22 protein-coding genes are annotated in these 22,957 nt (G+C 50.6%); 1 reads left to right on the top strand and 21 read right to left on the bottom strand.

Annotation, left to right across the window (positions count from 1 at the left end):
* Positions 1–171: 171 nt before the first annotated feature.
* The 11 genes from ftsZ to ACTQ3K_RS02890 all read right to left on the bottom strand — a co-directional run bounded on the left by ftsZ (position 172) and on the right by ACTQ3K_RS02890 (position 12,328).
* A complete protein-coding gene (gene ftsZ, locus ACTQ3K_RS02840; RefSeq protein WP_441565553.1) occupies positions 172–1,395 on the bottom strand; it encodes a cell division protein FtsZ in 1,224 nt (407 codons plus the stop codon).
* A 125-nt stretch (positions 1,396–1,520) separates the two neighbouring features.
* Positions 1,521–2,399 carry a cell division protein FtsQ/DivIB gene (locus tag ACTQ3K_RS02845; protein WP_441565555.1) on the bottom strand — a complete coding sequence of 293 codons (879 nt, stop codon included), beginning with the start codon at positions 2,397–2,399 and terminating at the stop codon, positions 1,521–1,523.
* 5 nt (positions 2,400–2,404) lie between these two features.
* Positions 2,405–3,559 (bottom strand): FtsW/RodA/SpoVE family cell cycle protein, encoded by a 1,155-nt coding sequence (locus ACTQ3K_RS02850; protein WP_441565557.1) that lies wholly within the window; start codon positions 3,557–3,559, stop codon positions 2,405–2,407.
* Between the two features lie 17 nt (positions 3,560–3,576).
* Complete coding sequence (murD, locus tag ACTQ3K_RS02855; protein WP_441565558.1) at positions 3,577–4,929, bottom strand: UDP-N-acetylmuramoyl-L-alanine--D-glutamate ligase; 1,353 nt, start codon at positions 4,927–4,929, stop codon at positions 3,577–3,579.
* Positions 4,930–4,949: 20 nt separating this feature from the next.
* Positions 4,950–5,906 carry a phospho-N-acetylmuramoyl-pentapeptide-transferase gene (mraY, locus tag ACTQ3K_RS02860; RefSeq protein WP_441565560.1) on the bottom strand — a complete coding sequence of 319 codons (957 nt, stop codon included), beginning with the start codon at positions 5,904–5,906 and terminating at the stop codon, positions 4,950–4,952.
* Positions 5,907–6,025: 119 nt separating this feature from the next.
* Complete coding sequence (locus ACTQ3K_RS02865; protein WP_441565562.1) at positions 6,026–7,822, bottom strand: peptidoglycan D,D-transpeptidase FtsI family protein; 1,797 nt, start codon at positions 7,820–7,822, stop codon at positions 6,026–6,028.
* A 28-nt stretch (positions 7,823–7,850) separates the two neighbouring features.
* Complete coding sequence (locus ACTQ3K_RS02870) at positions 7,851–9,809, bottom strand: peptidoglycan D,D-transpeptidase FtsI family protein (protein ID WP_441565564.1); 1,959 nt, start codon at positions 9,807–9,809, stop codon at positions 7,851–7,853.
* Between the two features lie 55 nt (positions 9,810–9,864).
* Positions 9,865–10,377: a cell division protein FtsL gene (locus tag ACTQ3K_RS02875; protein ID WP_441565566.1), complete on the bottom strand. Its 513-nt coding sequence runs from the start codon at positions 10,375–10,377 to the stop codon at positions 9,865–9,867.
* A 35-nt stretch (positions 10,378–10,412) separates the two neighbouring features.
* On the bottom strand, positions 10,413–11,348 hold the full coding sequence (gene rsmH, locus ACTQ3K_RS02880) for a 16S rRNA (cytosine(1402)-N(4))-methyltransferase RsmH (protein ID WP_441565568.1): 936 nt from the start codon (positions 11,346–11,348) through the stop codon (positions 10,413–10,415).
* A gap of 2 nt (positions 11,349–11,350) precedes the next feature.
* On the bottom strand, positions 11,351–11,785 hold the full coding sequence (gene mraZ, locus ACTQ3K_RS02885) for a division/cell wall cluster transcriptional repressor MraZ (RefSeq protein ID WP_441565768.1): 435 nt from the start codon (positions 11,783–11,785) through the stop codon (positions 11,351–11,353).
* 381 nt (positions 11,786–12,166) lie between these two features.
* Positions 12,167–12,328 (bottom strand): aspartyl-phosphate phosphatase Spo0E family protein, encoded by a 162-nt coding sequence (locus ACTQ3K_RS02890; RefSeq protein ID WP_441565570.1) that lies wholly within the window; start codon positions 12,326–12,328, stop codon positions 12,167–12,169.
* A gap of 348 nt (positions 12,329–12,676) precedes the next feature.
* On the opposite strand from ACTQ3K_RS02890, the gene ACTQ3K_RS02895 reads away from it, so the two are divergent.
* Positions 12,677–13,030 carry a DUF1292 domain-containing protein gene (locus ACTQ3K_RS02895; RefSeq protein WP_441565572.1) on the top strand — a complete coding sequence of 118 codons (354 nt, stop codon included), beginning with the start codon at positions 12,677–12,679 and terminating at the stop codon, positions 13,028–13,030.
* 92 nt (positions 13,031–13,122) lie between these two features.
* Here the strand turns inward: ACTQ3K_RS02895 and ACTQ3K_RS02900 are convergent, their stop codons facing one another.
* From ACTQ3K_RS02900 to dprA, 10 genes are all read right to left on the bottom strand, one after another.
* Positions 13,123–13,356: a hypothetical protein gene (locus ACTQ3K_RS02900; protein ID WP_441565574.1), complete on the bottom strand. Its 234-nt coding sequence runs from the start codon at positions 13,354–13,356 to the stop codon at positions 13,123–13,125.
* Positions 13,353–13,619, bottom strand: coding sequence for a hypothetical protein (locus tag ACTQ3K_RS02905; RefSeq protein WP_441565576.1), 267 nt, complete (start codon positions 13,617–13,619; stop codon positions 13,353–13,355). Before ACTQ3K_RS02905 ends, ACTQ3K_RS02900 begins: the two co-directional genes overlap by 4 nt.
* Before the next feature lie 97 nt (positions 13,620–13,716).
* Positions 13,717–14,286 carry an NUDIX hydrolase gene (locus tag ACTQ3K_RS02910; protein ID WP_441565578.1) on the bottom strand — a complete coding sequence of 190 codons (570 nt, stop codon included), beginning with the start codon at positions 14,284–14,286 and terminating at the stop codon, positions 13,717–13,719.
* A gap of 111 nt (positions 14,287–14,397) precedes the next feature.
* Positions 14,398–15,582, bottom strand: coding sequence for an iron-containing alcohol dehydrogenase (locus tag ACTQ3K_RS02915; protein ID WP_441565770.1), 1,185 nt, complete (start codon positions 15,580–15,582; stop codon positions 14,398–14,400).
* Positions 15,582–16,157 carry a hypothetical protein gene (locus ACTQ3K_RS02920; RefSeq protein ID WP_441565580.1) on the bottom strand — a complete coding sequence of 192 codons (576 nt, stop codon included), beginning with the start codon at positions 16,155–16,157 and terminating at the stop codon, positions 15,582–15,584. Before ACTQ3K_RS02920 ends, ACTQ3K_RS02915 begins: the two co-directional genes overlap by 1 nt.
* A gap of 171 nt (positions 16,158–16,328) precedes the next feature.
* Positions 16,329–17,204: a DMT family transporter gene (locus ACTQ3K_RS02925; RefSeq protein ID WP_441565582.1), complete on the bottom strand. Its 876-nt coding sequence runs from the start codon at positions 17,202–17,204 to the stop codon at positions 16,329–16,331.
* Positions 17,201–18,583: an MATE family efflux transporter gene (locus ACTQ3K_RS02930; protein WP_441565584.1), complete on the bottom strand. Its 1,383-nt coding sequence runs from the start codon at positions 18,581–18,583 to the stop codon at positions 17,201–17,203. Before ACTQ3K_RS02930 ends, ACTQ3K_RS02925 begins: the two co-directional genes overlap by 4 nt.
* A gap of 276 nt (positions 18,584–18,859) precedes the next feature.
* Entirely contained in the window at positions 18,860–19,633 is a 774-nt protein-coding gene (gene codY, locus ACTQ3K_RS02935; RefSeq protein WP_441565586.1) for a GTP-sensing pleiotropic transcriptional regulator CodY, read from the bottom strand.
* A 109-nt stretch (positions 19,634–19,742) separates the two neighbouring features.
* Positions 19,743–21,809, bottom strand: a complete 2,067-nt coding sequence (gene topA / locus ACTQ3K_RS02940; protein WP_441565588.1) for a type I DNA topoisomerase — start codon at positions 21,807–21,809, stop codon at positions 19,743–19,745.
* Positions 21,757–22,935: a DNA-processing protein DprA gene (dprA, locus tag ACTQ3K_RS02945; protein ID WP_441565590.1), complete on the bottom strand. Its 1,179-nt coding sequence runs from the start codon at positions 22,933–22,935 to the stop codon at positions 21,757–21,759. Before dprA ends, topA begins: the two co-directional genes overlap by 53 nt.
* Between the last annotated feature and the right edge of the window lie 22 nt (positions 22,936–22,957).

Raw genomic sequence — 22,957 nt, forward strand, 5'->3', positions numbered from 1 at the left:
GGGCAGCACTCTGTGCGCTTTCCTCCGGGCTCGAAAACACCTCGCCTCGGAGTCAATGCGTCGTAAAATGCCCGCACAGAAAACGAAAAGGCATACTCTTCGACAAATAAATTTGTCTCTGAGGATGCCTTTTCATTTTCTATGCGTTCGCTTTACTCAAAGCTTTCGCGTTCAGTTTCGTCTTGTGAGGAAATCAGGGATTTTAATTTCTTTGTTTTCAGGTGTTTTATAGGTTGCTCCGCCGTTGAAGGTGGGAGCGGATACCGGACGGGTGGGTGTTACAACCCGGCGTTCCGGTGCTGCGCTCTGGGCAGGAGCTGTCTGTCTTACCTGCTGTGCTGCACTCTGAGGAGCTGCCTGTGCATTCGGACGGTATGACTGGTAGGAAGCGGTCTGCTGAGCAGGAGCAGGCTGTGCTGCTGCCTTAGGCGCTTCTGCTGCACCATAAGTTTCCAGTCCGGTTGCGATAACGGTAATGCTTGCTTCGTCCTGTGCGGTATCATCATACTGTGCACCGAAGATAATATTGGCTTCATCTCCTGCAAGCTCCTGAACATAGCTGGCAGCCTCGTTTGCCTCGATCAGGCCAACATCACCGGAGATGTTGATAATCACGTGGGAAGCACCCTCAATGGTTGTCTCAAGCAGAGGGCTGGAAACAGCTTCCTTAACTGCCTCGATGGCCTTATCATCGCCCTTTGCACGGCCAATACCGATATGGGCAATCCCCTTATCGATCATGGCAGTCTGGACATCAGCAAAGTCAAGGTTGATCAGAGCCGGTACATTGATCAGGTCGGTAATTCCCTGAACTGCCTGCTGAAGGACCTCATCTGCGCGCTTCAGTGCTTCAGGCATAGTAGTACGGCGGTCAACGATCTCCAAAAGCTTATCGTTGGGAATTACGATCAGTGTATCTACATTCTCTTTCAGACGTTCGATTCCGGAAAGGGCATTGTTCATACGGACACGTCCCTCAAACTTAAAGGGCTTTGTCACAACACCAACCGTTAAAATCCCCATTTCCTTTGCAAGACCGGCTACCACCGGTGCTGCACCGGTTCCGGTCCCGCCGCCCATACCACAGGTAACAAATACCATATCTGCACCCTTGATGGCTGCGGTAATATCCTCAGCGGTCTCTTCCGCTGCCTTCTGTCCTACCTCCGGCTTTGCTCCGGCACCGAGGCCCTTGGTCAGCTTCTCGCCGATCTGAATCGCTGTGGGAGCCTTGCAGAGCTGAAGCGCCTGCTTATCGGTATTGATCCCGATGAACTCCACACCGCCGATATTTTCATCAATCATACGATTAACAGCGTTATTGCCGGCACCGCCGACACCGATTACAATAATCTTCGCTGAACTTTCCGATTCGTTCATTTTAATTTCTAACAAAATATATTCCTCCCTTGAATGTCGCTCACAAGGCGGTTTTCCGCCGTTTCCGGCCTGCCGCCTTTATAGCATAAGTCATTTTTCTGAAATAATCAACTATTAGTTTCATAAAAATCTATTATTTTTTACGAAGCTTTTTCGATAAACGGATACGACGGATTCTTCGCATCGGGGCTGTAGCCGTCCAGATAAACCGTACCAGAGCGCCCCTCCAGCTTCGGAAGCATGTCCCCGAACTCCGAAACCTTTTCCGCCAGATACTGGCTGGTTCCCAGAACCGCCTCGATCCCGCCGGAGTAAAGCGTGATGGTTCCGTCAGACGCAAAATTCACCTTGTCCACGCTGATCCCCTTTCCCGAAAGCAACTGGGATAAATTCAAGATCACCCGGAATACACTGTCATCATCTACCGTCAGCTTTTCATACAGAATTACATTATGAAACTGAAGTCCGGTGATCAGCGGCACAGACAGATCCCGCTGTCCGGAGCTCTCTACAATAATCCCGTCCTTATCGAAATACAGATACGAACCCATATATTCCAGACAGCCTGCCAGGCTCTTTTCATAAACGGTGATCCTGGCCGAATGGAGTCCGGTGATCTGTACCTGGTATTTTTCCACAAAAGGAATATCCTGCTTTGTTCCGAATTTTTCATTCCAGAACGTATACAGCGTATTCCGTTCTTTGTCTGTGGGAAAAATCCGGCTGATCAGCTCCTCGTCCGTGTAACGGGTACTGCCCGTCACCTCAATATCCGTAATTCTGATTGTCAGCGCAAAAAATACCATAATGCCAAGAAGCAGAGCCAGAATCCCGGAAAGGATCCACCGGGCATGCCTGCGTTTTTTCTTTTTCCGCGGCCGGTTCTGTCCCGTCCCGCGAAAGGACCGCTCTTCCTCCCGGTATCCCTCTTCCTTCTCATACGGATCGTCCTCGATCCATTCCGTTCTTCTCCAGGTTCCCTCTTCGTCCTGTCGGATTCTCCATCTCATTCGTTCCATGGCACTCACCGTTTAAACCGAATGGCATTGGAGACACTGAGAGCAGCTCCCATCTCCATCATCAGGAACACTACCGAGGTTCCTCCGTAGCTGATAAACGGAAGCGTGATCCCGGTATTGGGAATGGTATTTGTTACCACCGCAATATTCAAAATCACCTGAAGAGCGATATGAGCCATGACACCAACCACTAGGAGGGCTCCAAACAGATCCGGTGCATTGTTTGCTATGACCACAAACCGCCAGATCATAAACAGAAACAGAAGGATCACACAGACAGCCCCAAATAATCCCAGTTCCTCACAGATGATGGAAAAGATCATATCGTTCTGCGCCTCCGGCACAAATCCCAGCTTCTGCATGCTAGCGCCCAGCCCTTTTCCGAAGATTCCGCCGGAGCCTATGGCATATAATCCCTGAAGCACCTGATGACCGCCCTCCAGCGCATAAGCGGAAGGATTTTTCCATACCAGGATTCGTTCCAGCTGATAATCATGCATAATTCCATGCTCGATCAGTACATCAACAAATACCCTCGCCAGAATGATCAGTCCGATTACGGCTGCCGCAGCCAGGAAAAACCGAAGCTTTTTCCGGCTTGCCACAAACAGCATGACAAACACAATACCTGTCAAAATAATACCGGAGCTTAAATTATTCATGGTAACCAGAAGGATCGACGGAGCCTGAACTGCAACGATCAGGATCATAGTCCTCCACAGATCGATCTTTTTGGAAAACCGGTTGATCAGGGACGATGTAGATAAAATCAGTGCTACCTTAACCGCCTCCGCCGCCTGGAACAAAGAGGTGCTTCCGAATCCAAACCACCGTTTTTTTCCGTTATAGGCAATTCCGAGAGGGGTAAAATTTACTGCGATCATCAGAACAATCGCCAGAGCATATGCTAACACCGCCAGCTTCCCAAACCGGTGATAATCGATCTTGGAAACAGCAAACATCACAAGAAATCCGATGATCAGGGCGAATCCCTGTTTCTTTAAATAAAACAGGGAATCGCCTGTTTTTAACTGCGCCGCATAGGAGCTGGAGCTGTATACCATGATGAGTCCGAAGCAGCACAAGAAAATGATCACCGCCAGAAGACTGTAATCATAATAGCGCTCCCGCTTTTCTTTTCTCTGTTTCCTGTCTGCCATAACCGTTCTCCAACTTTTTAGTTCCGTTTCCGTGCCAGCTCCTTAAAGATCCTGCCCCGTTCCTCATAATTCTTAAACATGCCCCAGCTTGCACATGCCGGAGAAAGAAGCACCGCATCACCGGGAACCGCCGCCTGCGCCGCCTGCGCCATGGCATCTTCCATGGAATCGGCAAAGCTTAAACAATCTCCGTATCCCAGGGTTCTTGCTTTCTCGGCAATCTTTTCCGCCGTCTGTCCGAGAAGGATCAGCTTCTTCATCTTTCCCCGACAGGCCTCCAGCCATTCGGTATAATCGGAGCCCTTGTCATAGCCGCCGGCGATTAAAACCGTGGGCCGCACCATAGCGCAGATTCCTTTAATGGCCGCATCAGGATTCGTTCCCTTGGAATCGTTGTAATACGCAACGCCGTCCCGCTCCACAACGAACTCGATCCGATGCTCTACCGCGGTAAACTCCCGAAGTGTCTTCCGGATCACCTCCATGGGCACGCCCATGGCATCTGCAACCGCTGCCGCTGCCATGGCATTTTCATAATTGTGAAGTCCGAGGATCTGAAGCTCTCCGGTCTTTACAACCTCCTCCGGTTCTCCGTGAAGCTCGCTGATGATCTGATCGCCATTCAGCCAGATTCCACCGGGGACGCGCTCCCTGCTGCTGAAATACACAACCCTTGGGCGAAGTGATTTCCCGAATTCCCGAAGAAGCGGATCTTCATAATTGAGTACACAGGTGTCTTCCCCGGTCTGATTCTTTGTGATCAGCTCCTTGACCCGCACATATTCCTCCATAGAGCCATGACGGTCCAGATGATCCGGTGTCAGATTCAAAATAGCACTCACCTGCGGGTGGAACGTATCGATGGTTTCCAGCTGGAAGCTGGACACCTCTGCCACCGTCACTGATTCCCCAGTGGTCTCCAGTGCTTTTGCCGTATAAGCAGTTCCGATATTTCCCACCACAAAGCTGCTCTTGTAATAGTTTCCAAAAATCTTTCCGGTCAGCGCCGTAGTCGTTGTCTTTCCGTTTGTTCCGGTGATGGCTGCCAGCCGTCCCTTTGCATGACGGAACGCAGCCTCGATCTCGCTCCAGATGGGGATTCCGGCCGCCTGGATCTTCTTCACAAACGGCGCCCGAAGCGGAATTCCGGGGCTGATAACACAAGCCTCCGTTTCCGAAAGAATCTCATCGGTCAGCTCTCCCAGTACGATTTCCGCACCTGGAAGCTGTTTTTCCAGGTTTTCTTTCGACAGCGTTTCATTTCCGTCATAAAGGATCACTCCTTTTCCGGTATCCAGAAGCATTTTTGCTGCTCCGACCCCACTGATTCCGCCGCCGGCAACCAGTATTTTCGTTCGTTCTTCGTTCATGATTTTGTCATTCCTTTCCCTTACATTGCCATATAAGCGATCAGACAAAGGATCGCCGTCACTGCTGAGAATACCGTCACGATCCTGGTCTCCGACCAGCCGCCCAGCTCGAAATGATGATGGATCGGCGTCATACGGAAGAGACGCTTTCCATGGGTTGCCTTAAAATAAGTCACCTGAAGCATGACTGATACGGTCTCCGCAAAATAAATAAATCCAAACAGCAGGATAAAAATCGGAAGCTGCAGCATAAATGCTGAAGATACGACAAAGCCTCCCAGCGCCAGGGATCCGGTATCTCCCATGAATACCTTTGCCGGATATGCATTGAACAGCAGAAATCCGAGAAGGCTTCCCACAACCGCGCCGGTAATGGGTTCAATGGCATGGCCCTCTCCCATGGATATCACTGTAAAGAACACGGCCACCAGGATTGTTACGCTGGTGCATAAGCCGTCCAGACCATCCGTTAAGTTGACCCCGTTATCGGTTCCCAGCACGATCACAAAGAATGCCGGAATGAAAAACCAGCCGAGCTCCAGCGCTTTTCCGCCGGTAAACGGAATAATCATGGCTGTCGATACCGCATCGGAGGTCATCAGATAATAACACAGGATCCCGGCGATGATCAGCTGGCAGCCCAGCTTCTGAAGCGGCTTTAAACCCTCAGACCGCTTTAATACCACCTTGATAAAATCATCCAGAAGTCCCACCAGGCCAAAGCCGACTGTTGTAAACAGAACCGGAATGATTTTCGGATAATCCTTCACAAAAAACAGACTGGTGACGGCAATACTGATCAGGATCGCCAGGCCTCCCATGGTCGGCGTTCCGTTTTTCTTGGCATGCGCCTTCGGCCCCTCCTCACGGATCGTCTGGCCGAATTTCAGACGCTTTAAAAACGGAATCAGAATGGGACATAAAACTGCACTGATGGCAAAGGATACCAGCACTGCGATGATCGCTGCATACTTCATATGAACACTCCTGTATTTTCCTGAGAGACACACCTCTCCATATTTTCCTAACTGTTACAGTATAATTCTTTTCCACGGAAGAATCAACCTCTGAAGGTTCAGACTATTTCCGGCACTTTCTATTCCTCCGGGCTTTCAGCCGCCTCGATGCCAAGATAGGGCAGGATCATATCGAACACCTCAGCCACTGCCGGAGCGGCAATGGTTCCTCCGTAATAAATCCCCTGCGGCTCATCGATGGTGATCAGTGCCATAACGCTCGGATCCTCAGCCGGAGCAAAGCCCAGAAATGAGGAAATATACTTATTCTCACTCCGCGGTAGCTTTTCGGAGGTTGCCGTTTTTCCGCCGATCCGAAAGCCTTCCAGATAAGCCCGGTGGCCGGTTCCCTCCGCTACCACCTGCTCCAGAAGATAACGCATGGTTTCACTAGTTTCTTCCGACAAAATTCTTCCCCGGCCTTCCCAGGAAAGCTTCTCCACCGCATTTCCGCCGTCCCGCCGGATCTCTCCTGCCAGATGAGGGATCACCCGGTTTCCGCCGTTCACAATGGAGGCCGCCGTGGTAATAAGCTGCAGAGGCGTGATCTGAAAGGACTGGCCGAAGGAAACCGTTGCCAGCTCCACCTCGCCCATGTTTTCCTCCCGGTGCATGATGGTAGACGCCTCCCCGGGGAGATCCACTCCTGTCCGTCCAAGGAGCCCGAACTGCTTAAAATAGCGGCACATACCTGAGCTTCCAAGCCTCAGCCCCACTTCCATAAACACCGGATTGCAGGAATTCATGGTTCCCTGAAGAAAGTTTTCTGCTCCGTGTCCGGTCACCTTATGGCAGTGGATCCGCCGGTCCTCGACAATCTTATACCCTGGACAGTAAAAGGAATCCGACAGGCTTACGACACCCTCCTCCAGCCCGGCCGCCGCCGTGATGATCTTAAAGGTTGACCCGGGCTCGTATGTATCATTGATGCAGGCATTACGCCACATGGCATTTAACTGATCCCGGTACTGTGTTTCGGAATTCGTCTGCTCTGCAGGTTCCTCCGAAGCCTCAGATTCCGTCATGCTCTGCATCTCCGGTTCTGTTTCATAAGCCGATGTCAGCGTAAAGGGATCGTTGAGATCAAACTCCGGCACATTGACCATGGCCAGGATCTCCCCGTTTCTCGGATCCATGACGATCATGGAAACCTTTTTTGCCTGTTTCTGGAGCAGCACCTTTTCAGCTGCCTGCTCGGCATATTTCTGAATATTGACATCCAGCGTCAAATATAAATCCGCGCCGTTTACCGGCTCCCTCCGGGATTCCGCCTCTGCATCCAGCTCAACACCCCTGGCGTCCGTCAGTGTCAGGATCGTCCCGTTGACACCCTTCAAGATTTCTTCATACTGAACCTCCAGGCCGATGATCCCCTGGTTGTCACCGCCGGTGAACCCCAGAACTCTGGACGCCAGCGTTCCGTAAGGATAATACCGCTTATAATCCTCGTCCACCTTTACTCCGTCCAGATCACAGGCACGGATCTCATCACCCACCTGTTTTTCCACATTGGATTTCAAGATCTCTCTGGAGCTTACCTTCTCCACCTTTTTCCGGACTTCCTCTTCCGAAAGTCCCAGCTTCTCACTGACTGCTGCCGTAACTGCATCGGCATCAGTGATCTGGCTGTGAATCACGGAAACGGTGCAGACCGTCCGGTTATCCGCGATCACCACGCCATTCCGGTCGCAGATCCGTCCACGCGCCGCCTTTATGGATCGTTCCCGCTCATGAAGTTCTTTTGCCAGAGCTGTATAATGAGCAGACCGGAATACCATCAGATAACCCAGCCTGCCCATCAGAATCCCGAACCCCGCCAGAATAAACAGAAACACGATCAGAAGTTTCAGCCGATGATACGTGCTGTTTGGTGTCATGCTCTCCTCCGGGTACTTTTAGTACAGCTTATTCCTCCTGCCCCTGGAAAATTCCATTGGCATAAGAATCCGGATTTCCATTCTCCTGTCCGGCTTCTTGCGTCGGAACAGCAGCTGCCGCTTCACTCTCCGGTGCCACCGGATTCTCGATCGGTTTCTGGAGCGGAGACTCCGCAGGAAGCGCTTCCGTCTCCTCCGCTCCGTCCGTCCGGTCCGGATAAAGATTCAGATAAGGAAGCATATCCACCCACAGATCATGGGTAAGGGTCGTGGTATGGCCGCCGGTGGACTGATCCGGCACATTGGGTTCATCAATCAGCACCATCATGAAATACTGAGGATCATCCGTCGGTACAAAGGTACAGAAGGATACAATGTACTTATTTTCACTTCGCGGCTGCTTCTGCGCTGTTCCGGTCTTGCCGCCGATCTTGTAACCGGGAACTGCCGCTGACCAGGAGGACTGGCTGTCTACCATGGCAAGCATGGCATCCCGCAGAAACTCAGAGGTACTTTCACTGATGGTCTCCCGCACCAGCGTTTTTTCATTAGTCTCCACCACCGAGCCATCGGCGCTCAACACTTCTTTTACCACTCTCGGCGTGTAATATTCCCCACCGTTGATCAGGGAACAATAGGCTGCCGCAATCTGGATCATCGTGACATTAAAGTTCTGTCCGAACGAATTGGTAGCCAGGTCGACCTCGCTCATATTTTCCGCGCTCTGTAAAATACCATATTCCTCACCTGGAAGATCGATCCCGGTCCGCTCACCGAGGCCGAAAACAGGCTGATAACTGCAGAAGGTTTCCGCTCCCATCTGCCAGCCGATCTGCATCAGGGCATCGTTGCAGGACTCCACGATAGCTCCCTTCACATCCAGTACCCCATGGCCGGCATGATTGTGGCAGTTGATCCGTCCGCCTCCATTGGGGATATCCCAGCCGCCGTCACACAGATAACTGTCCGCTGTGGACAGCTTTCCGGATTCCAGCCCCGCTGCAATGGTCAAAGGCTTTGCCGTAGAACCAGGCTCATAGGTAGTCTGAGTCACATAGTTTTTCCAGATCTCATTCAGAGTCTCCATCCGCTCATCATCGGTCATAGCATTCATCTGCTCTTCCGTAAAATACCCGCTTATCGAAAGATCAGAAGGATCGTTGAGGTCATAATACGGGTAGGACGCCATGGCAAGAACCTCGGCATTGTTGGGATTCATAACCACCACTGCCGTATTTTTCGATCCGATCTTCTCATTGAACAGCTTGATCTGATTCTCCACAATGGACTGAAGGTTCACATCAATGGTTGAAACCACCGTGTTGCCGTCCACCGCGTCCCGTGTCACCGTCTCCGCATTGGAATCCTCGTTGATGGAACCGTACTTCCGTCCGGGGATTCCGGCCAGATCATCATTATAGTACTGCTCGATCCCATAACTTCCTGAAGACCCATCCTCCGATGCAAAACCGATCAGGTCACAGGCCAGAGTCGAATACGGATAAACACGCTTATACTCTGTCTCAAACCAGACGCCATCAATCTTCTCCTTAATTTCCTTATTGTCATTGATTTCTGCCTCTTTCGCCAGAAACCGATCCCGGTCCGCCTCACTCATCCGCTTTGTATAACGGATATAGCTCCTGTTTGGATCTGCATTGACCAGATTTTCCAGTTCTGTCCGGTCATATCCAAAACATTCTGCCAGCGCATCCAGGGTCGGATTCAGAATCTTTTCGCTGGATGTGATAACCGATGGGTCCAGAATCAGGTTATAGACTGCCTCGTTGGCTGCCAGAACGGTACCATTCCGATCCGTAATCTGTCCACGCTTAAAAGGAATCGTTTCTGCCGTGTAGGTCTGGTGGGCCAGTACGATCTGGCTGTAATCCTTCCCGTTTTTGCCCACAATAACTCCCACAGCAACAGCCAGTCCAAACAAAACCAGCGCCACCAGTAAAAAGGTCAGCGCCAGCTTTTGTTTCATATATGTTTGAAATATTTTAGGAGCATTTTTCTTCGGACGCCTGTTCTCGCGCCTGTTATTTCGGGATACTTTCATTTTGCTGCACATACTCGCTTTCTGTTCTGTCGTAGTAGATCACCTGATTTTCATCGGGATATACCATACCGAGTTCTTCTGTGGCTCTCCGGTAAATCTCTTTTATATCGGAAGCCACTCCGATCCTGGAACGAGCCGCTTCGTTGGCATCTTTCAGCGCTGCCAGATCATTTTCCAGTCCCTGTACCTCATCGATCCTGGCATCAATGGATGCCCGAACCTGAATATAACCGATACTGCAACCCAGTACCGCCACTAAAAGCATCGATAAAAACAATACAAAGGACGGACTCATCTGCAGGGCCTTTTCCCTGTTCCTCCGAACCTTTCGAACCGTCTCTCCGTCCGTCCGGACCGGCGGATAAAGCTCCGGTGCTTCCTCCAGCTTTCTTACCGTATTTCCGTCAATCTGCGTGCCATAACGCTTCGCCTTGTATTCCCGCTCCGTTCTGCTGTATGAGCGTTCTGCCTGTCTGTCTCTTCCTGAAGCCATGATTCTATCCTCCCGGGGCAGCTCCCGCGGGGGAGTTATGCCCTCTCAAATACCCGAAGCTTGGCGCTTTTCGCCCGCTTGTTCTCAATCAGCTCTTCCTCCGATGGTAAAACCGGTTTTTTCGTGATTACCTTTCCCTTACTCACCTTTCCGCATACGCAGACGGGGAACCCCGGCGGGCAGGTACAGGGGTTTTCATTTCTCTTAAAGTTTACCTTCACGATCCGATCCTCCAGAGAATGGAACGTGATGATACAAAGACGGCCGCCCGGATTCAGCAGATCGATCATCTTATCCAGTGAATGCTCCAGCACATCCAGTTCCCGGTTTAATTCGATCCGGATCGCCTGAAACGTTTTTTTTGCCGGATGTCCGCCGTTCATGCGGACTCTGGCCGGGATCGCTGCCTTAATGATCTCTACCAGTTCTCCGGTTGTTTCAATGGGTGCTTTTTTTCTTGCCTCTACAATATGTTTCGCAATATTCTGGGCGAACTTGTCCTCTCCGTAATCCCGGATAATTCGGAACAGATCACCCTCGCTGTATCCGTTTACAATGTCCTTTGCCGTCATTTCCTGACGGTCATCCATACGCATATCAAGAACGGTATCTTCCTTATAGGAGAACCCGCGCTCCAGCGTATCCAGCTGGTAAGAGGAAACGCCCAGATCCAGGAGAATTCCATCCACGCCGCTGATTTCCAGTTCTTTCAGGACAAGATCCATATTTTCATAATTGTTTCTGACAATCGTTACCCGATCCTTAAAAGGGGCGAGACGCTCTGAAGCAGCTGCAATGGCCGCCCGGTCCTGATCGATCCCGATGTATCTTCCCCGTTCGGACAGCTTCTCACAGACATGGTAGGCATGTCCGCCGCCGCCCAGCGTTCCGTCCACATAAATCCCATCAGGACGGACATTCAGATATTCGATTGTTTCTTCCAGCAATACTGACTTATGTTTAAATTCCATGGTTAAATCCTCAATTCTTCCAGACTGGCTGCGAGATCCTCGATTCCTTCATCACTGCTTGCATTCTCCCATGCTTCACGGTTCCAGATCTCCACCCGGCTTCCGACTCCCACCAGAGTTACTTCTTTTTCAAGGTTTGCATAGGTTCTCAAGCTTCCCGGAATCAGGATACGTCCCTGCTTGTCCACCTCGCACTCTCCCGCACTTCCGATAAAGAACCGGGAAAAGGTTCTGGCATTTTTATCGGTCAAAGACATATGGCTGACCATTTCCACAACAGTTGACCACTTTTCTTCGGTGAACACAAAAAGACATTTATCGAGACCCTTGGTCACAATAAATGTATCGCCGCCGGCCTCCCGGAACTTTGCCGGTACGATCAGCCGTCCTTTGGCGTCCATTGTATGATTGTACTCACCCATGAACTGATTTGTCATCTGTGCCACCTGACTGGAAAATCCACCACTTTTTACCATCTGAACCCACTTTTTAACCACTTGCCTCCATTTTAAGCCATTCATACACAAAAAACAAGGGGGTTTTTGATAAAATTCACTTACTGGAAAGAATTCCCTGCACAATAACAAAAAAAGAACCGGCAAGCCGATCCCCATTCGGCTGCCGATCCCTTTGATAGAGTATCTTTATCTGTTTGAAGTTTATAATGGTTTTTTCACTGCTTCTTCAGAATACCAGATTTTTCACTCCCCCACAAGCCTCCCCGGGGGATATTTTTTCAATTGGTTCTGCCGATTTTTTTCTTCTTATTCGCCAGATACAGATTCTGAAGCTCTGCACCATAAAACCGGCCTCATTCCTCATAAGCCTGTCATAAACTCTGTTTCACGCTCCTCCCAATCCATGTACTGCTCAATCACCCCGTCCAGCTCCCTGCTCAGCTCCAGAATCGCTTCCGGCGGCTTTCCCTCTTCTATCGCACAGGAAAGCTGTCCTCTGAGCTCCTCGATTCGTTTTGTCAAGATTTTCCCCTTTCTGTAATCTCTCTCCCCTTTTCCTCGTGATTCTCTGTCATTTTATACCAGATTTCTTCGGAAAGCAAAAGCTTTTCGCCGCCGCTTTTTCCAAATTTCGACGAAAATCGAGGAATACTCCTGCCTCGTTCACCCGCACAGCTCAGAGGCAGCTTCCAGCTGCAGCCGGGTGATTTGTACAGGTGGCCTGATGATGTCAATTGCCCGGAAACCCCTTGCTTTTTCTTTTCTTTTTTGCTACACTGACACAAGTAGTTTTTATCCTGTGCAGGGCAACGCACACAGGAAACACGGCCGGTTTTCCGGTCAGGCTTATGAAAAAGTGAGGATACTATTATGGCAAATGAACTGAATTCCGGCTGCACCTCTGACTGCAGCACCTGCGGCGGCTGCGATGATGGTCAGATGACCGTAACTCTGACCCTTGACGATGATTCCTTATTGGAATGTGTGGTTCTTACCACGTTTGAGGCGGCAGATAAAAATTATATCGCACTGCTCCCCACCAATCCCCCGGAGGGAGAAGAGGGCGAGGTTTATCTCTACCGTTTCGTGACCATGCCCGACGGTTCTCCCAACCTGGAAAACATCGAATCCGATGAGGAATACGAGATCGTTTCCGACGCGTTCGAGGAGCTCCTTGATGCGGCTGAATTCGATGAACTGGTAACTGAGGAAGAGGAAGAATAACCAATTTGTTTTATTTGACACAAAAAGTGCCACAGGATCCACCGTTTACTGATCCTGCGGCACTATTTTTTCACTATTTTATTCAGGGACTTTTACCGCGCCTCCTGCGCTGCCGGTTCCAGCGTTCCATTTTCCAGAACCGTAACCAGACTTCCCTCAAGGATCTTCTGTTCCCAGAGAAAGGCGTCCTCCACCAGGAATACCTTTGTTTCTCCGGTATCGGAAAATTCCACCTCCACCTCATCTCTGGCCGGTTCTCCGTCCGGTCTGCCCTCACATCCGAAGTCCTGCTCAAAAATCGCTTTTACCACTGCGGGTCTTCTCATCCTTCCACCTTCTGCTGTTCCGTTTTCAGCCGCACCATGATCTGGCAGTTACTGTAATCCGGAAGCGTGATTGTCGCCGACCGGTCGGTACAGTCTCTGGAAAGCCGCCCGTTTACCTTATTTGCCAGCCCACGGAATGCTTTCTTTCCCTCCGGTGCCTCCATAATGACCGAATCTATGTATGCAGTAATATCATTTCGTTCTTCTCTTGGAAGTGTCCCCCGCTTTGCCTGGATTGCTTCCACTTCAAACCCATATTTCATATTTAACACCCTTTCGAACAGCCGTTTTCCCGGCTACGGGTTCTATTCTATCTGGATTCCTCCTAAAATGCAAGCCTATTCTTCTTTTAGACGATTTTTATGCCCTCGCACATAAAATCGGATACAGTTTTTCAAACTCTTCTATGTGAATACAGGAAACAATCTTTCCTTCTCTCAGTTCCCGGTAAAGCTCCGATGCATCCACCCAGCGGACCTGGGCAACCTCTTCCTTCTGAAGCACCAGTCTGGCCGGATCCACATTCTTCTTTACCAGATAGACCCAGTGGAATTCCCGGTCATTATACGTCTCTCCATGATAACTCCATACTGTTTCTGAACGCAGAGAGAACAAAAACTCCAGTTCCTTTGGCTCCAGTTTTACACCGATCTCTTCCTCTGTCTCCCGAACCGCCGTTTCCAGATAATTGCCTCCGGCAGACACATGACCGGCTGCGGACACATCCCACATGCCAGGATAACTGTCCTTTTCCGGGCTTCTCTGCTGTAACAGCACCTGGGGCTTTCTTGTTCCATCGCCGAGTTTTTTACTCCGCATGAGCCAGATCCTGGATGCCCCATGCCAGTCTCCGTCTTTATGTACCTGATGACGCTCCTTCTTAAATCCCGCCGGTTCTCCCTCCGGTGTCAGAACATCAAAATATTCCATCTTGCCTTCATTCCTTTCCGCACACAACGTTCCATTTTATGATAGCACAAATTCGGAATTTTGTATACCAGACAGAATATTCTGATTGTATGCCACAAAGAACCTGCCTTTCTAATAAGCCCGTCTCAGGATCTCCAGCACATCTGCTTTCCCTACCTGCACCGGATTTACTAGCATGGCACCATCATTTAAAGCTGCGGCTGCTACCTGCTCAAAAAGTCCCGGATCGGCGGATGTTTCCTTCAGGGAGACCGGCAGACCGCACCGGTCATGAAGCCTTGCCGCCAGGTTCCGGACCTCCTGCACCATGGCGGTTCCACGATCTTCCGGGGCGATTTCCGCATATGCTTCCGCTCCTGCAAAATGCAGAAGCAGTTCTCCGTACAGATTTCCAAGAGCCTCCATGTTATATTCCATACAATAAGGAAGCAGAACTGTCATGGCATCTGCATGAGGCACATGACAGATACCGCCCAGTGCGTGGCCGATGGCATGAACCATTCCAACCATGGAATTGGAAAACGCTGCCCCCGCCATAGTAGAGGCATTGGCCATACCGAGCCGCGCCTCTTCATCTGTACCATTTTTCACCGCCTGCTCCAGATACATTCCCACCATATGGACGGTCGCCGATGCATAGGCATCGCTGACCGGATTTTTCTGGAGACAAGTATACGCCTCAATGGCATGACAGAGGGTGTCCATACCGGTAGAGGCTGTGATCCTGGACGGAAGTGTCATCGTCATGCGGCTGTCAAGCACGGTCACATCCGGCTGAAGATAATAGGAAATAAACTCCATTTTCATGCCATTTTCCGCATTTCGGATCACCGCCACCAGCGTAGATTCGGAGCCGGTTCCGGAGGTCGTTGGAACTGCCGCAAAGGGGATATGGCGTCCTCTCGTCAAAATCTCGCATCCCAGAAGCTCCATGATATCCTCCGCCTTCTGGGACAGCAGCATACGAACCCCCTTTGCCGTATCAAGAACGGAGCCGCCGCCCACCGCCACCAGACTGTCACAGCCGTTTTCCCGGTAACATCTTGCAATCTGATTTACCACCTCAGAGGAGGAATCCGCCGGGATCTCGCAGAACACCGCGCCGATCGTGATTCCGTCCTGCTGAACCGCGTCACAAACCAGATCCGTTGTACCAATTTTCTTTAATACAGCATCCGAAAGCACCATAGGACGGCTGGCCTCCAGGGCATGGAGCTCCGCAGGGATATTTTCCAGCGCCTGCTTTCCGGAAAGTAATTTTGTGCTGTGCTGAAACTCATAATACTCCGGCATCATCAAACCATTCCTCCTATCATCGCGCCAATCACTGCCCCATACGTACGGATCAGTCCCATCCTTGTCTCCGGCACCTCTTTTAAAATCCGTTTCGTCATTATCTTCGGAAACAGGTATGCCTCCGCCAGATCTACACACCGCACCACGGACATGGCTCTGGCAATATCGCCCTTCAAAGAAAAATAATGTCTTGCGTATGCTCCTGCGATCCCGACCTGCCCTGCCATAACCGGAAAAGCCGCATCCACACTCTTGAACCGGATCAGCAGATCCAGCTTCTGCGGGTCGGTCTGTACCGGCAGACGGTTCAGACATTCTCCTGTCCATTCCATATAAAGCGCCGGAGCCTGTTCTCCCATGGAGATCCCCCAGGTAAACCCAGGCTCCCAGGACTCAACCTCTTCCTGAATCCGCTCCTCTTTTCCGGCTAACACTGCAAGCCCCTGGAACAAAAAACGGAGAATCACAGCGGAAACCAGCTTCTTTCCCGCCAGGACTCTCCTTTTCCGGGCAGATACCCGATAACATGGTTCTGCCTGTACTGCTTCCTGCCTGATAACTGCCTGACTCATCATACCCTCCTGTATCCTTGTCTCTGCACAAAAGCTGTCCCGTGCAGAGATCGATCCACTCTCTTTCTGCATCCGATGCCGGAGCTGCTCCGACAATCTGCACACGATTGGCATTATAACGCGTCCGCATTTATTTGGCAAGTATAATTATTTGATTTTAAAAATATTTCAACTTTAAGACTTTTGTTTTTCCAGCTGGAATAAGATCATCCCTCCGACAATAAGAATTCCGCCAATGACTGTCTCAACTCCGGGCACCTCTCCTTTGACAAGAAATCCGATGAGGCTGGTCAGAAGCGGCATGGCAAACATAAAATTCGACACATCGCTGGTCCGATCCGCCAGGGAAAATGCTTTCGCCCAGAATACATATCCCAATGCACCGCCCAGAATACCAAGATACAGGATCGCACCCCAGGACACCAGAGACGCTGTTTTCATTTCCGGAACCGCACCCGGCAGAAACAGCAGCAAAAACAGGGTCCCGCCGAAGATACAGTAGGCCGTCACCTGAAACGGCGTATAATCCCGGACAAACATCCGCTGGAGCAAATTGTAAATACTGAGGGCCACCGCCGCCAGAAGCATCCAGAGGATTCCCGGCTTAATGGACAGCGCACCGTTCCAGAGCGCCAGAACCAGAATGCCTGCAAAGGCCATGGCGATACAGAGCCAGCCCCGGACACTGATCTTTTCCCGTAAAAACACGCTGGAACATACGGCTGTCAGAATCGGAATAAACTGGGAAATGACACTGCATGTCGCTCCGTTGATGGTCTCCACTGATTTATTGAATGCTGTCACATAGAAGGCAAAACCGATTCCTCCCGCCAGAAGGAACTTCGGAACATCTTTCCATTTCGGTAACCCGATCCGCTTCACAACCAGAATCACCAGCATAACCGCCGAAGCTGCCAGATACCGCAAAAGTCCGATGCTCTGGCTGGAGAAACTCTCCTGTGCAAACTGGGTAAACAAAAAAGCGGCTGCCCAGATCAAAGTCGTGATTCCGGCATAAATCATATAAGATGAATTCTTTTTCTCCCTCATACCTGCTCCCTCTGTGCCATAACTGCCTCGGCAAACCGCATGCCTCCGGCCCACTTTCCACGATAATAATACCAGTTGATCCCGATATAGGTCACGATCCAGCTAAAGGGAAACGCGATATAGATCACCCGGATATCCGGAATAAAATACGATACCAGGAAAATGAATCCGACCCGCGCCGCACACATACCCGTGAGACTGACCACCATGGGAACCACCGTATGACCGGAGGACAATACTGCCCCGTTGATGATCTCATTCCAGGAAAATATGATATATAATGGAAGCTGATGCCTGAGCTGAAGTGCTCCGTAGGCAATGGCATCCGTATCCGTGGTAAAGATCCGGCAGCAAGGCTCCGCAAAAATACAGAGGACCAGACTCATGAATACCGTGATTCCCGATGCGATCCACATACTGATCTGTTTTCCCTGTTTTGCGCGCACATAGTTGCCGGCTCCCATGTTCTGGCCGCTGAAGCTGGTCAGAGCAAGACTCAGAGCTGAGATCATCGCATACAGATACCCCTCCAGTTTGAAAAATAACGTACAGCCTGCCATGGCCGCCACACCGAAAGCATTCACCTGCGACTGGACAATGACATTGGAGATATTGACCAGTACCATGCGCAGTCCCGCCGGAACTCCGACCTGCACCACATAAATCGTTTCTTTTTTATACAGACGGATCCCCCGTACAGTAAGGCGATACGATGGCTCCAGTCTGGTCAGCTTCAGAAATACCAGCACAGCCGGAAGAATCTGGGAGATAGCCGTTGCCGCCGCCGCGCCAGGTACACCCCAGCCGAGAACCCGCACAAACAGAAGATCCAGTCCCACATTGATCACACCTGCAAAGGCCAGATAGATGAGCGCACTTCTGGAATTTCCCATGGCGCGCAGGATTCCGCTTCCCATGTTATAAATCATCACAGGAATCATGCCAAGAAAATAAATTTTAATATAAGCCGTAGACATTGGAAGTACATCGGCAGGTGTTCCCATGAGCACCAGAAGCTTCGGTGCCAGGATCTGTCCGGCCGCCATGAGGATCGCCCCCGAAATCAGTCCGAGACAGATGGAGGAATGGATCGTCCGCCGCAATTCCTCCAGATCTCCCCGTCCGAACGACTGAGACACGGCAATGCTTGCGCCAGTAGACACTCCCACAAATAAATTGATCAGCAAAAAGGTCAGTTTGTCACTGGCCCCCACCGCTGCCAATGCTCCGGAGCCTACGCTCTGCCCCACAATGGCCGCATCCGCCGTACTGTAAAACTGCTGTAGCAGATTGGAACACAAAAACGGGAGTGCAAACAGCACAAGCTGCTTCCAGATCACGCCCGATGTAAAATTTGTTACTGATTTTTCTTTTCCCATAAACGGCTTCCTCCCCATGCTTTTATGGATTTCCTCTTATGATTTCCCATCCCCCCTCGGGCTGAATGATTTTATCCTAACATGAATAGGGAGCTTTTACAATCTACGAAACTGCTCTGTTTTTCCGGAAATGTTCAGTATCCTCCACTCTCCTCCCCTGCCGTGCAATCACCACGAAGCGTCTTGTTTCACAGGACACACTTTCCTATGAAATAAAAAGCAGGAACCACTGTTTCCGGCGATTCCTGCTCTGATTTTTCTGTATTCTGTTGTCTCTTAATCTTCCCGCAGCTTCCGCAGTTCATCAAATACGACATCATTCAGAACCTTGATATAAGTTCCCTTCATTCCGGAGGAACGGGATTCAATGACCCCGGCACTCTCAAACTTCCGAAGGGCATTGACGATCACCGAACGGGTAATTCCCACACGGTCTGCAATCTTGCTGGCAACCAGGATTCCCTCGGTTCCCTCCAGCTCATCAAAGATATGCTGGATGGCTTCCAGTTCGGAAAAGGACAGCGTACTGATCGCGGATTTCACAATCTGAACCTTCCGGTTCTCCTCGGCAGTCTCTTCATTGACAGAACGCATCATCTCCAGGCCGACCACGGTAGTTCCGTATTCACTGAGGATAATATCATCAATTCCATACTGATCCTGGGACTTATAGATAAACAAGGTTCCCAGCCGCTCACCGGCAATATCGATCGGAGTGATGATCGCCTGATATTTTTTTACGTTGGTTTCGGCAAATCCAAGAGTTTCCAGATTAACATTTTCTTTTGTCGAAAGGACACTGAGCAGACGTTCGTTAAACATTTTATCCACAAATCCGCCGACCTCGTCCTGGATCAGCTCTCTGATCTCTTCGACCCCGTCACAGAGCCCAACACCGAGAACCTTTCCCTTCTTACTGATAACCAGAATATTTGAATCCAGGATATCGCTCAAAACCGCGCAAATATCATTAAAGACAACCTTACTTGAGTTGTTGTTGTGAAGTAATTTATTGATTTTTCTTGTTTTATCCAATAATTGTACGCTCATTGACGACCTCCCTCTGTTATTTTAGACTTAACTACTGTTATCCTAACATAACCAAGGGGAAAGCGCAAGACTTTATTGAATTATTTTCCTAAATTTTATACTATTTAGATTATTCCGGTTTTTCCATCAGATAACCGCAGGTCTGTTCAGAACAAATCAGCTTATTTCCTTTTTCCACCATGTAGCTTCCGCACTTGGGACAGCGCTTGTCAGACGGCTTCTGCCAGGACATAAACTCACACTCCGGATTGTTGATGCAGCCGTAATACCGTCTGCCCTTTTTTGTCTTTTTGATGACAACATCGGCTCCGCAGAGCGGACAGGGCACACCGGTTTTTTCAAAGTACGGCTTCGTATTGCGGCAGTCCGGAAAACCGGGACATGCCAGGAAGCGTCCATGAGGACCATACTTGATCACCATGTTGCGGCCGCAGTTCTCACAGATCTCATCGGTAACTTCATCTTCGATGGTGACCGATTCCAGCTCTTTCTGGGCTGCATCCACAGCTTCTTTGAGATCCGGATAGAAGTTACGGACAATGGTTTTCCATTTGACAAGGCCCTCCTCCACGCCATCCAGCAGCGACTCCATGTTTGCAGTAAACGCCACATCGACCAGGGTGGGAAATGCCTCTTTCATGATTCGGTTGACCGCCTCACCAAGCTCCGTCACATACAGATTTTTATTTTCCTTTGCCACATACCGCCTTGCAATAATCGTCGTGATCGTCGGCGCATACGTACTGGGACGTCCGATTCCCGCCTCTTCCAGCGCCCTTACCAGAGAAGCCTCCGTATAGTGAGCCGGCGGCTGGGTAAAGTGCTGCTTATAATCAAACTCCTTTAAGGAAAGCTTTGTTTCCTTTGTCAGATTTTTCGTCAGCGTTGTCGCTTCTTTTTTCTCGTCCGGATCTACATAGACCGTTGTGAAGCCTTCAAACTTCACCTTGGAGGCCGATGCACTGAACCGATACTCTCCTGCATCAATTTTCACATTGGTAGTCTCATACACAGCCGCCGACATCTGGCTGGCTGCAAACCGCCTCCAGATCAGCTGATACAGACGAAACTGATCCCTGGAAAGAGATTCCTTTAATTTCACCGGAGTCAGGCTGATGTCCGTGGGACGGATGGCTTCATGAGCATCCTGAATCTTTGCTCCTGCCTGTCCCTTTCGCTCTGACTGATGAACGAATGCTTCGCCGTACTGTCCGGCAATATAGGAAGCTGCAGCCGCTTTTGCTTCATCGGAAACACGGGTGGAATCGGTACGCAGGTAGGTGATCACGCCGATAGTCCCGCTTCCTTTTACATCAACGCCTTCATAAAGCTGCTGAGCCAGGCGCATAGTCTTCTGGGTTGAAAAATTCAGTGCGTTGGCTGCCTCCTGCTGAAGCGTACTGGTTGTGAACGGAAGCGGCTGCTTCTTCACTCGCTCGCCGCGCTTGATCTCACTGATCTCAAACGGCTCATTCTTTGTTTTTTCCAGAATCCGCTCCAGTTCTTCCTTTTTTTCTATGGTCACTTTCTGATTCTTTGTACCGTAGAACTTGATCCGCATGGGCTTCTTTTCACCCTCGCAGAGAACATCGGCCTCCAGGCTCCAGTATTCCTTCGGAATAAACGCCGCGATCTCATCCTCTCGGTCACAGATGATCCGGAGCGCTGCCGACTGGACACGACCTGCGGAAAGCCCCCGTTTTACCTTCGCCCATAACAGCGGGCTGATGGAATATCCCACCATGCGGTCCAGCACACGCCGGGCCTGCTGGGCATCCACCAGATTCATATCGATCTCTCTGGGGGCCTTTAACGATGCTTTTACGGCCGTCTTTGTGATTTCATTAAACGTGATTCTCTGTACCTTTTTATCTTCCAGCTTGAGCGCTGCCATCAGATGCCAGGAGATGGCCTCTCCCTCCCGGTCAGGGTCGGTTGCAAGATAGATCTTATCCGCTTTTTTCACCTTTTTCCGCAGATTTGCCAGAATATCTCCTTTTCCGCGGATGGTGATGTATTTCGGTTCAAAGTCATTCTCAAAGTCAATTCCCATCTGACTTTTCGGAAGGTCCCGTACATGTCCGTTGGACGCTTCCACTTCATAATTTGTCCCTAAAAACTTTTTAATGGTCTTTACTTTCGCAGGGGACTCCACGATGACCAGATACTTTGCCATAGTGTTCTCCTTTATGTCTTTTGACCGCATAATAATGCGGGGACGGCTCTGCCGCCAGTCCCTCCATTACAAGATCCACCAGGCAGCGGGCTAATTCTTTCATTTCTAGCCCCGTTTCTTCGCACAGCTGACTGGCCGATTTCGGTTCGGAATCCAGACAACTATACACCCTTTCCCATTTTTTATCAAGTAATATCTTTTTTTCCTCATAAAAATTTAAGTTTTTCTGGCTGAGTGCCCAGAATCGCAGCATATCCTCCGGCTCCGTCAGAATCCCGGCTCCGTCCCGGATCAGCTCATTGGTTCCACGGCTTAACCGGTCGCCGACACGCCCCGGAACTGCCCAGATCTCCTTTCCCTGTTCCAGAGCACAGGACGCCGTGATCAACGATCCGCTTCTTGTGTCTGCCTCCACCACAGTCACTCCATCAGAAAGACCGCTGATGATCCGGTTTCTGGCCGGGAAATTGGCGGAAAAAGGCCTGAGTCCCGGCGGATATTCTGAAAGAATCCCTCCGCAGGCAGCCACCGCCTCATAGAGCTTTCGGTTCTGTGCCGGATAGACCACATCAATGCCGCAGCCGAGGACTCCGAATACCAGTCCTGTTTCCCGACAGCCCAACAATGCTCCTTCATGGGCCGCCGCATCAATTCCCTTTGCCAGCCCGCTGATCACCTGAATTCCGGCCTCCGTCAAAACCTGTCCCAGATTTCTGGCCATGGAGGCGCCGTAATAGCTGCAATTCCGTGCTCCCACGATGGCTGCCGCCGGTCCGTTTCCAGGAAGCGATCCCCGTACAAACAGTCCTGCCGGAGCATCCGGCAGATTCCGCAGACGCGCCGGATAATCCGGATCTTCCCAGGTCACAAGACGGATTCCCCGGCGCTTCATCTGTTCCAGTCCTCGTTCCGCCTCTGCCTCCCGCCCCGCTTCATACAGACAATTCCGGATCCGTTCTGCCTTTCGATCCGGCACGGCCTTCAAAAACACCTCTTTTTGTCCGGCCTCAGATAAACCAAAGAGTGCTTCCGCCCCTCCTGCTGCCTCCAACAGTGCCAGCTTGATCTCTGCCGGAATAAATACTGCTGAACAAAACCAGAACCATGCTGTTTCCCATTTTCCCATCCTGCTCCTTTCCGCCCCGATT

This window comes from Candidatus Paralachnospira sp. LCP21S3_A2 (assembly GCF_052118925.1).
GTDB lineage: Bacteria > Bacillota > Clostridia > Lachnospirales > Lachnospiraceae > Lientehia.

Bases quoted from the DNA above. Each gene is read 5' to 3' on its own strand.
- ACTQ3K_RS02925 (WP_441565582.1), bottom strand. From the start codon at position 17,204: ATGAGGGAGAAAAAGAATTCATCTTATATGATTTATGCCGGAATCACG.
- ACTQ3K_RS02865 (WP_441565562.1), bottom strand. From the start codon at position 7,822: ATGACACCAAACAGCACGTATCATCGGCTGAAACTTCTGATCGTGTTT.
- dprA (WP_441565590.1), bottom strand. From the start codon at position 22,935: ATGGGAAAATGGGAAACAGCATGGTTCTGGTTTTGTTCAGCAGTATTT.
- ACTQ3K_RS02920 (WP_441565580.1), bottom strand. From the start codon at position 16,157: ATGATGAGTCAGGCAGTTATCAGGCAGGAAGCAGTACAGGCAGAACCA.
- mraY (WP_441565560.1), bottom strand. From the start codon at position 5,906: ATGAAGTATGCAGCGATCATCGCAGTGCTGGTATCCTTTGCCATCAGT.
- rsmH (WP_441565568.1), bottom strand. From the start codon at position 11,348: ATGGAATTTAAACATAAGTCAGTATTGCTGGAAGAAACAATCGAATAT.
- topA (WP_441565588.1), bottom strand. From the start codon at position 21,809: ATGGCAAAGTATCTGGTCATCGTGGAGTCCCCTGCGAAAGTAAAGACC.
- ACTQ3K_RS02870 (WP_441565564.1), bottom strand. From the start codon at position 9,809: ATGAAACAAAAGCTGGCGCTGACCTTTTTACTGGTGGCGCTGGTTTTG.
- mraZ (WP_441565768.1), bottom strand. From the start codon at position 11,785: ATGACAAATCAGTTCATGGGTGAGTACAATCATACAATGGACGCCAAA.
- ACTQ3K_RS02910 (WP_441565578.1), bottom strand. From the start codon at position 14,286: ATGGAATATTTTGATGTTCTGACACCGGAGGGAGAACCGGCGGGATTT.
- ACTQ3K_RS02915 (WP_441565770.1), bottom strand. From the start codon at position 15,582: ATGATGCCGGAGTATTATGAGTTTCAGCACAGCACAAAATTACTTTCC.
- ACTQ3K_RS02875 (WP_441565566.1), bottom strand. From the start codon at position 10,377: ATGGCTTCAGGAAGAGACAGACAGGCAGAACGCTCATACAGCAGAACG.
- ACTQ3K_RS02900 (WP_441565574.1), bottom strand. From the start codon at position 13,356: ATGAGAAGACCCGCAGTGGTAAAAGCGATTTTTGAGCAGGACTTCGGA.
- ACTQ3K_RS02845 (WP_441565555.1), bottom strand. From the start codon at position 2,399: ATGGAACGAATGAGATGGAGAATCCGACAGGACGAAGAGGGAACCTGG.
- ACTQ3K_RS02850 (WP_441565557.1), bottom strand. From the start codon at position 3,559: ATGGCAGACAGGAAACAGAGAAAAGAAAAGCGGGAGCGCTATTATGAT.
- murD (WP_441565558.1), bottom strand. From the start codon at position 4,929: ATGAACGAAGAACGAACGAAAATACTGGTTGCCGGCGGCGGAATCAGT.
- ACTQ3K_RS02895 (WP_441565572.1), top strand. From the start codon at position 12,677: ATGGCAAATGAACTGAATTCCGGCTGCACCTCTGACTGCAGCACCTGC.
- ACTQ3K_RS02905 (WP_441565576.1), bottom strand. From the start codon at position 13,619: ATGAAATATGGGTTTGAAGTGGAAGCAATCCAGGCAAAGCGGGGGACA.
- ACTQ3K_RS02930 (WP_441565584.1), bottom strand. From the start codon at position 18,583: ATGGGAAAAGAAAAATCAGTAACAAATTTTACATCGGGCGTGATCTGG.
- codY (WP_441565586.1), bottom strand. From the start codon at position 19,633: ATGAGCGTACAATTATTGGATAAAACAAGAAAAATCAATAAATTACTT.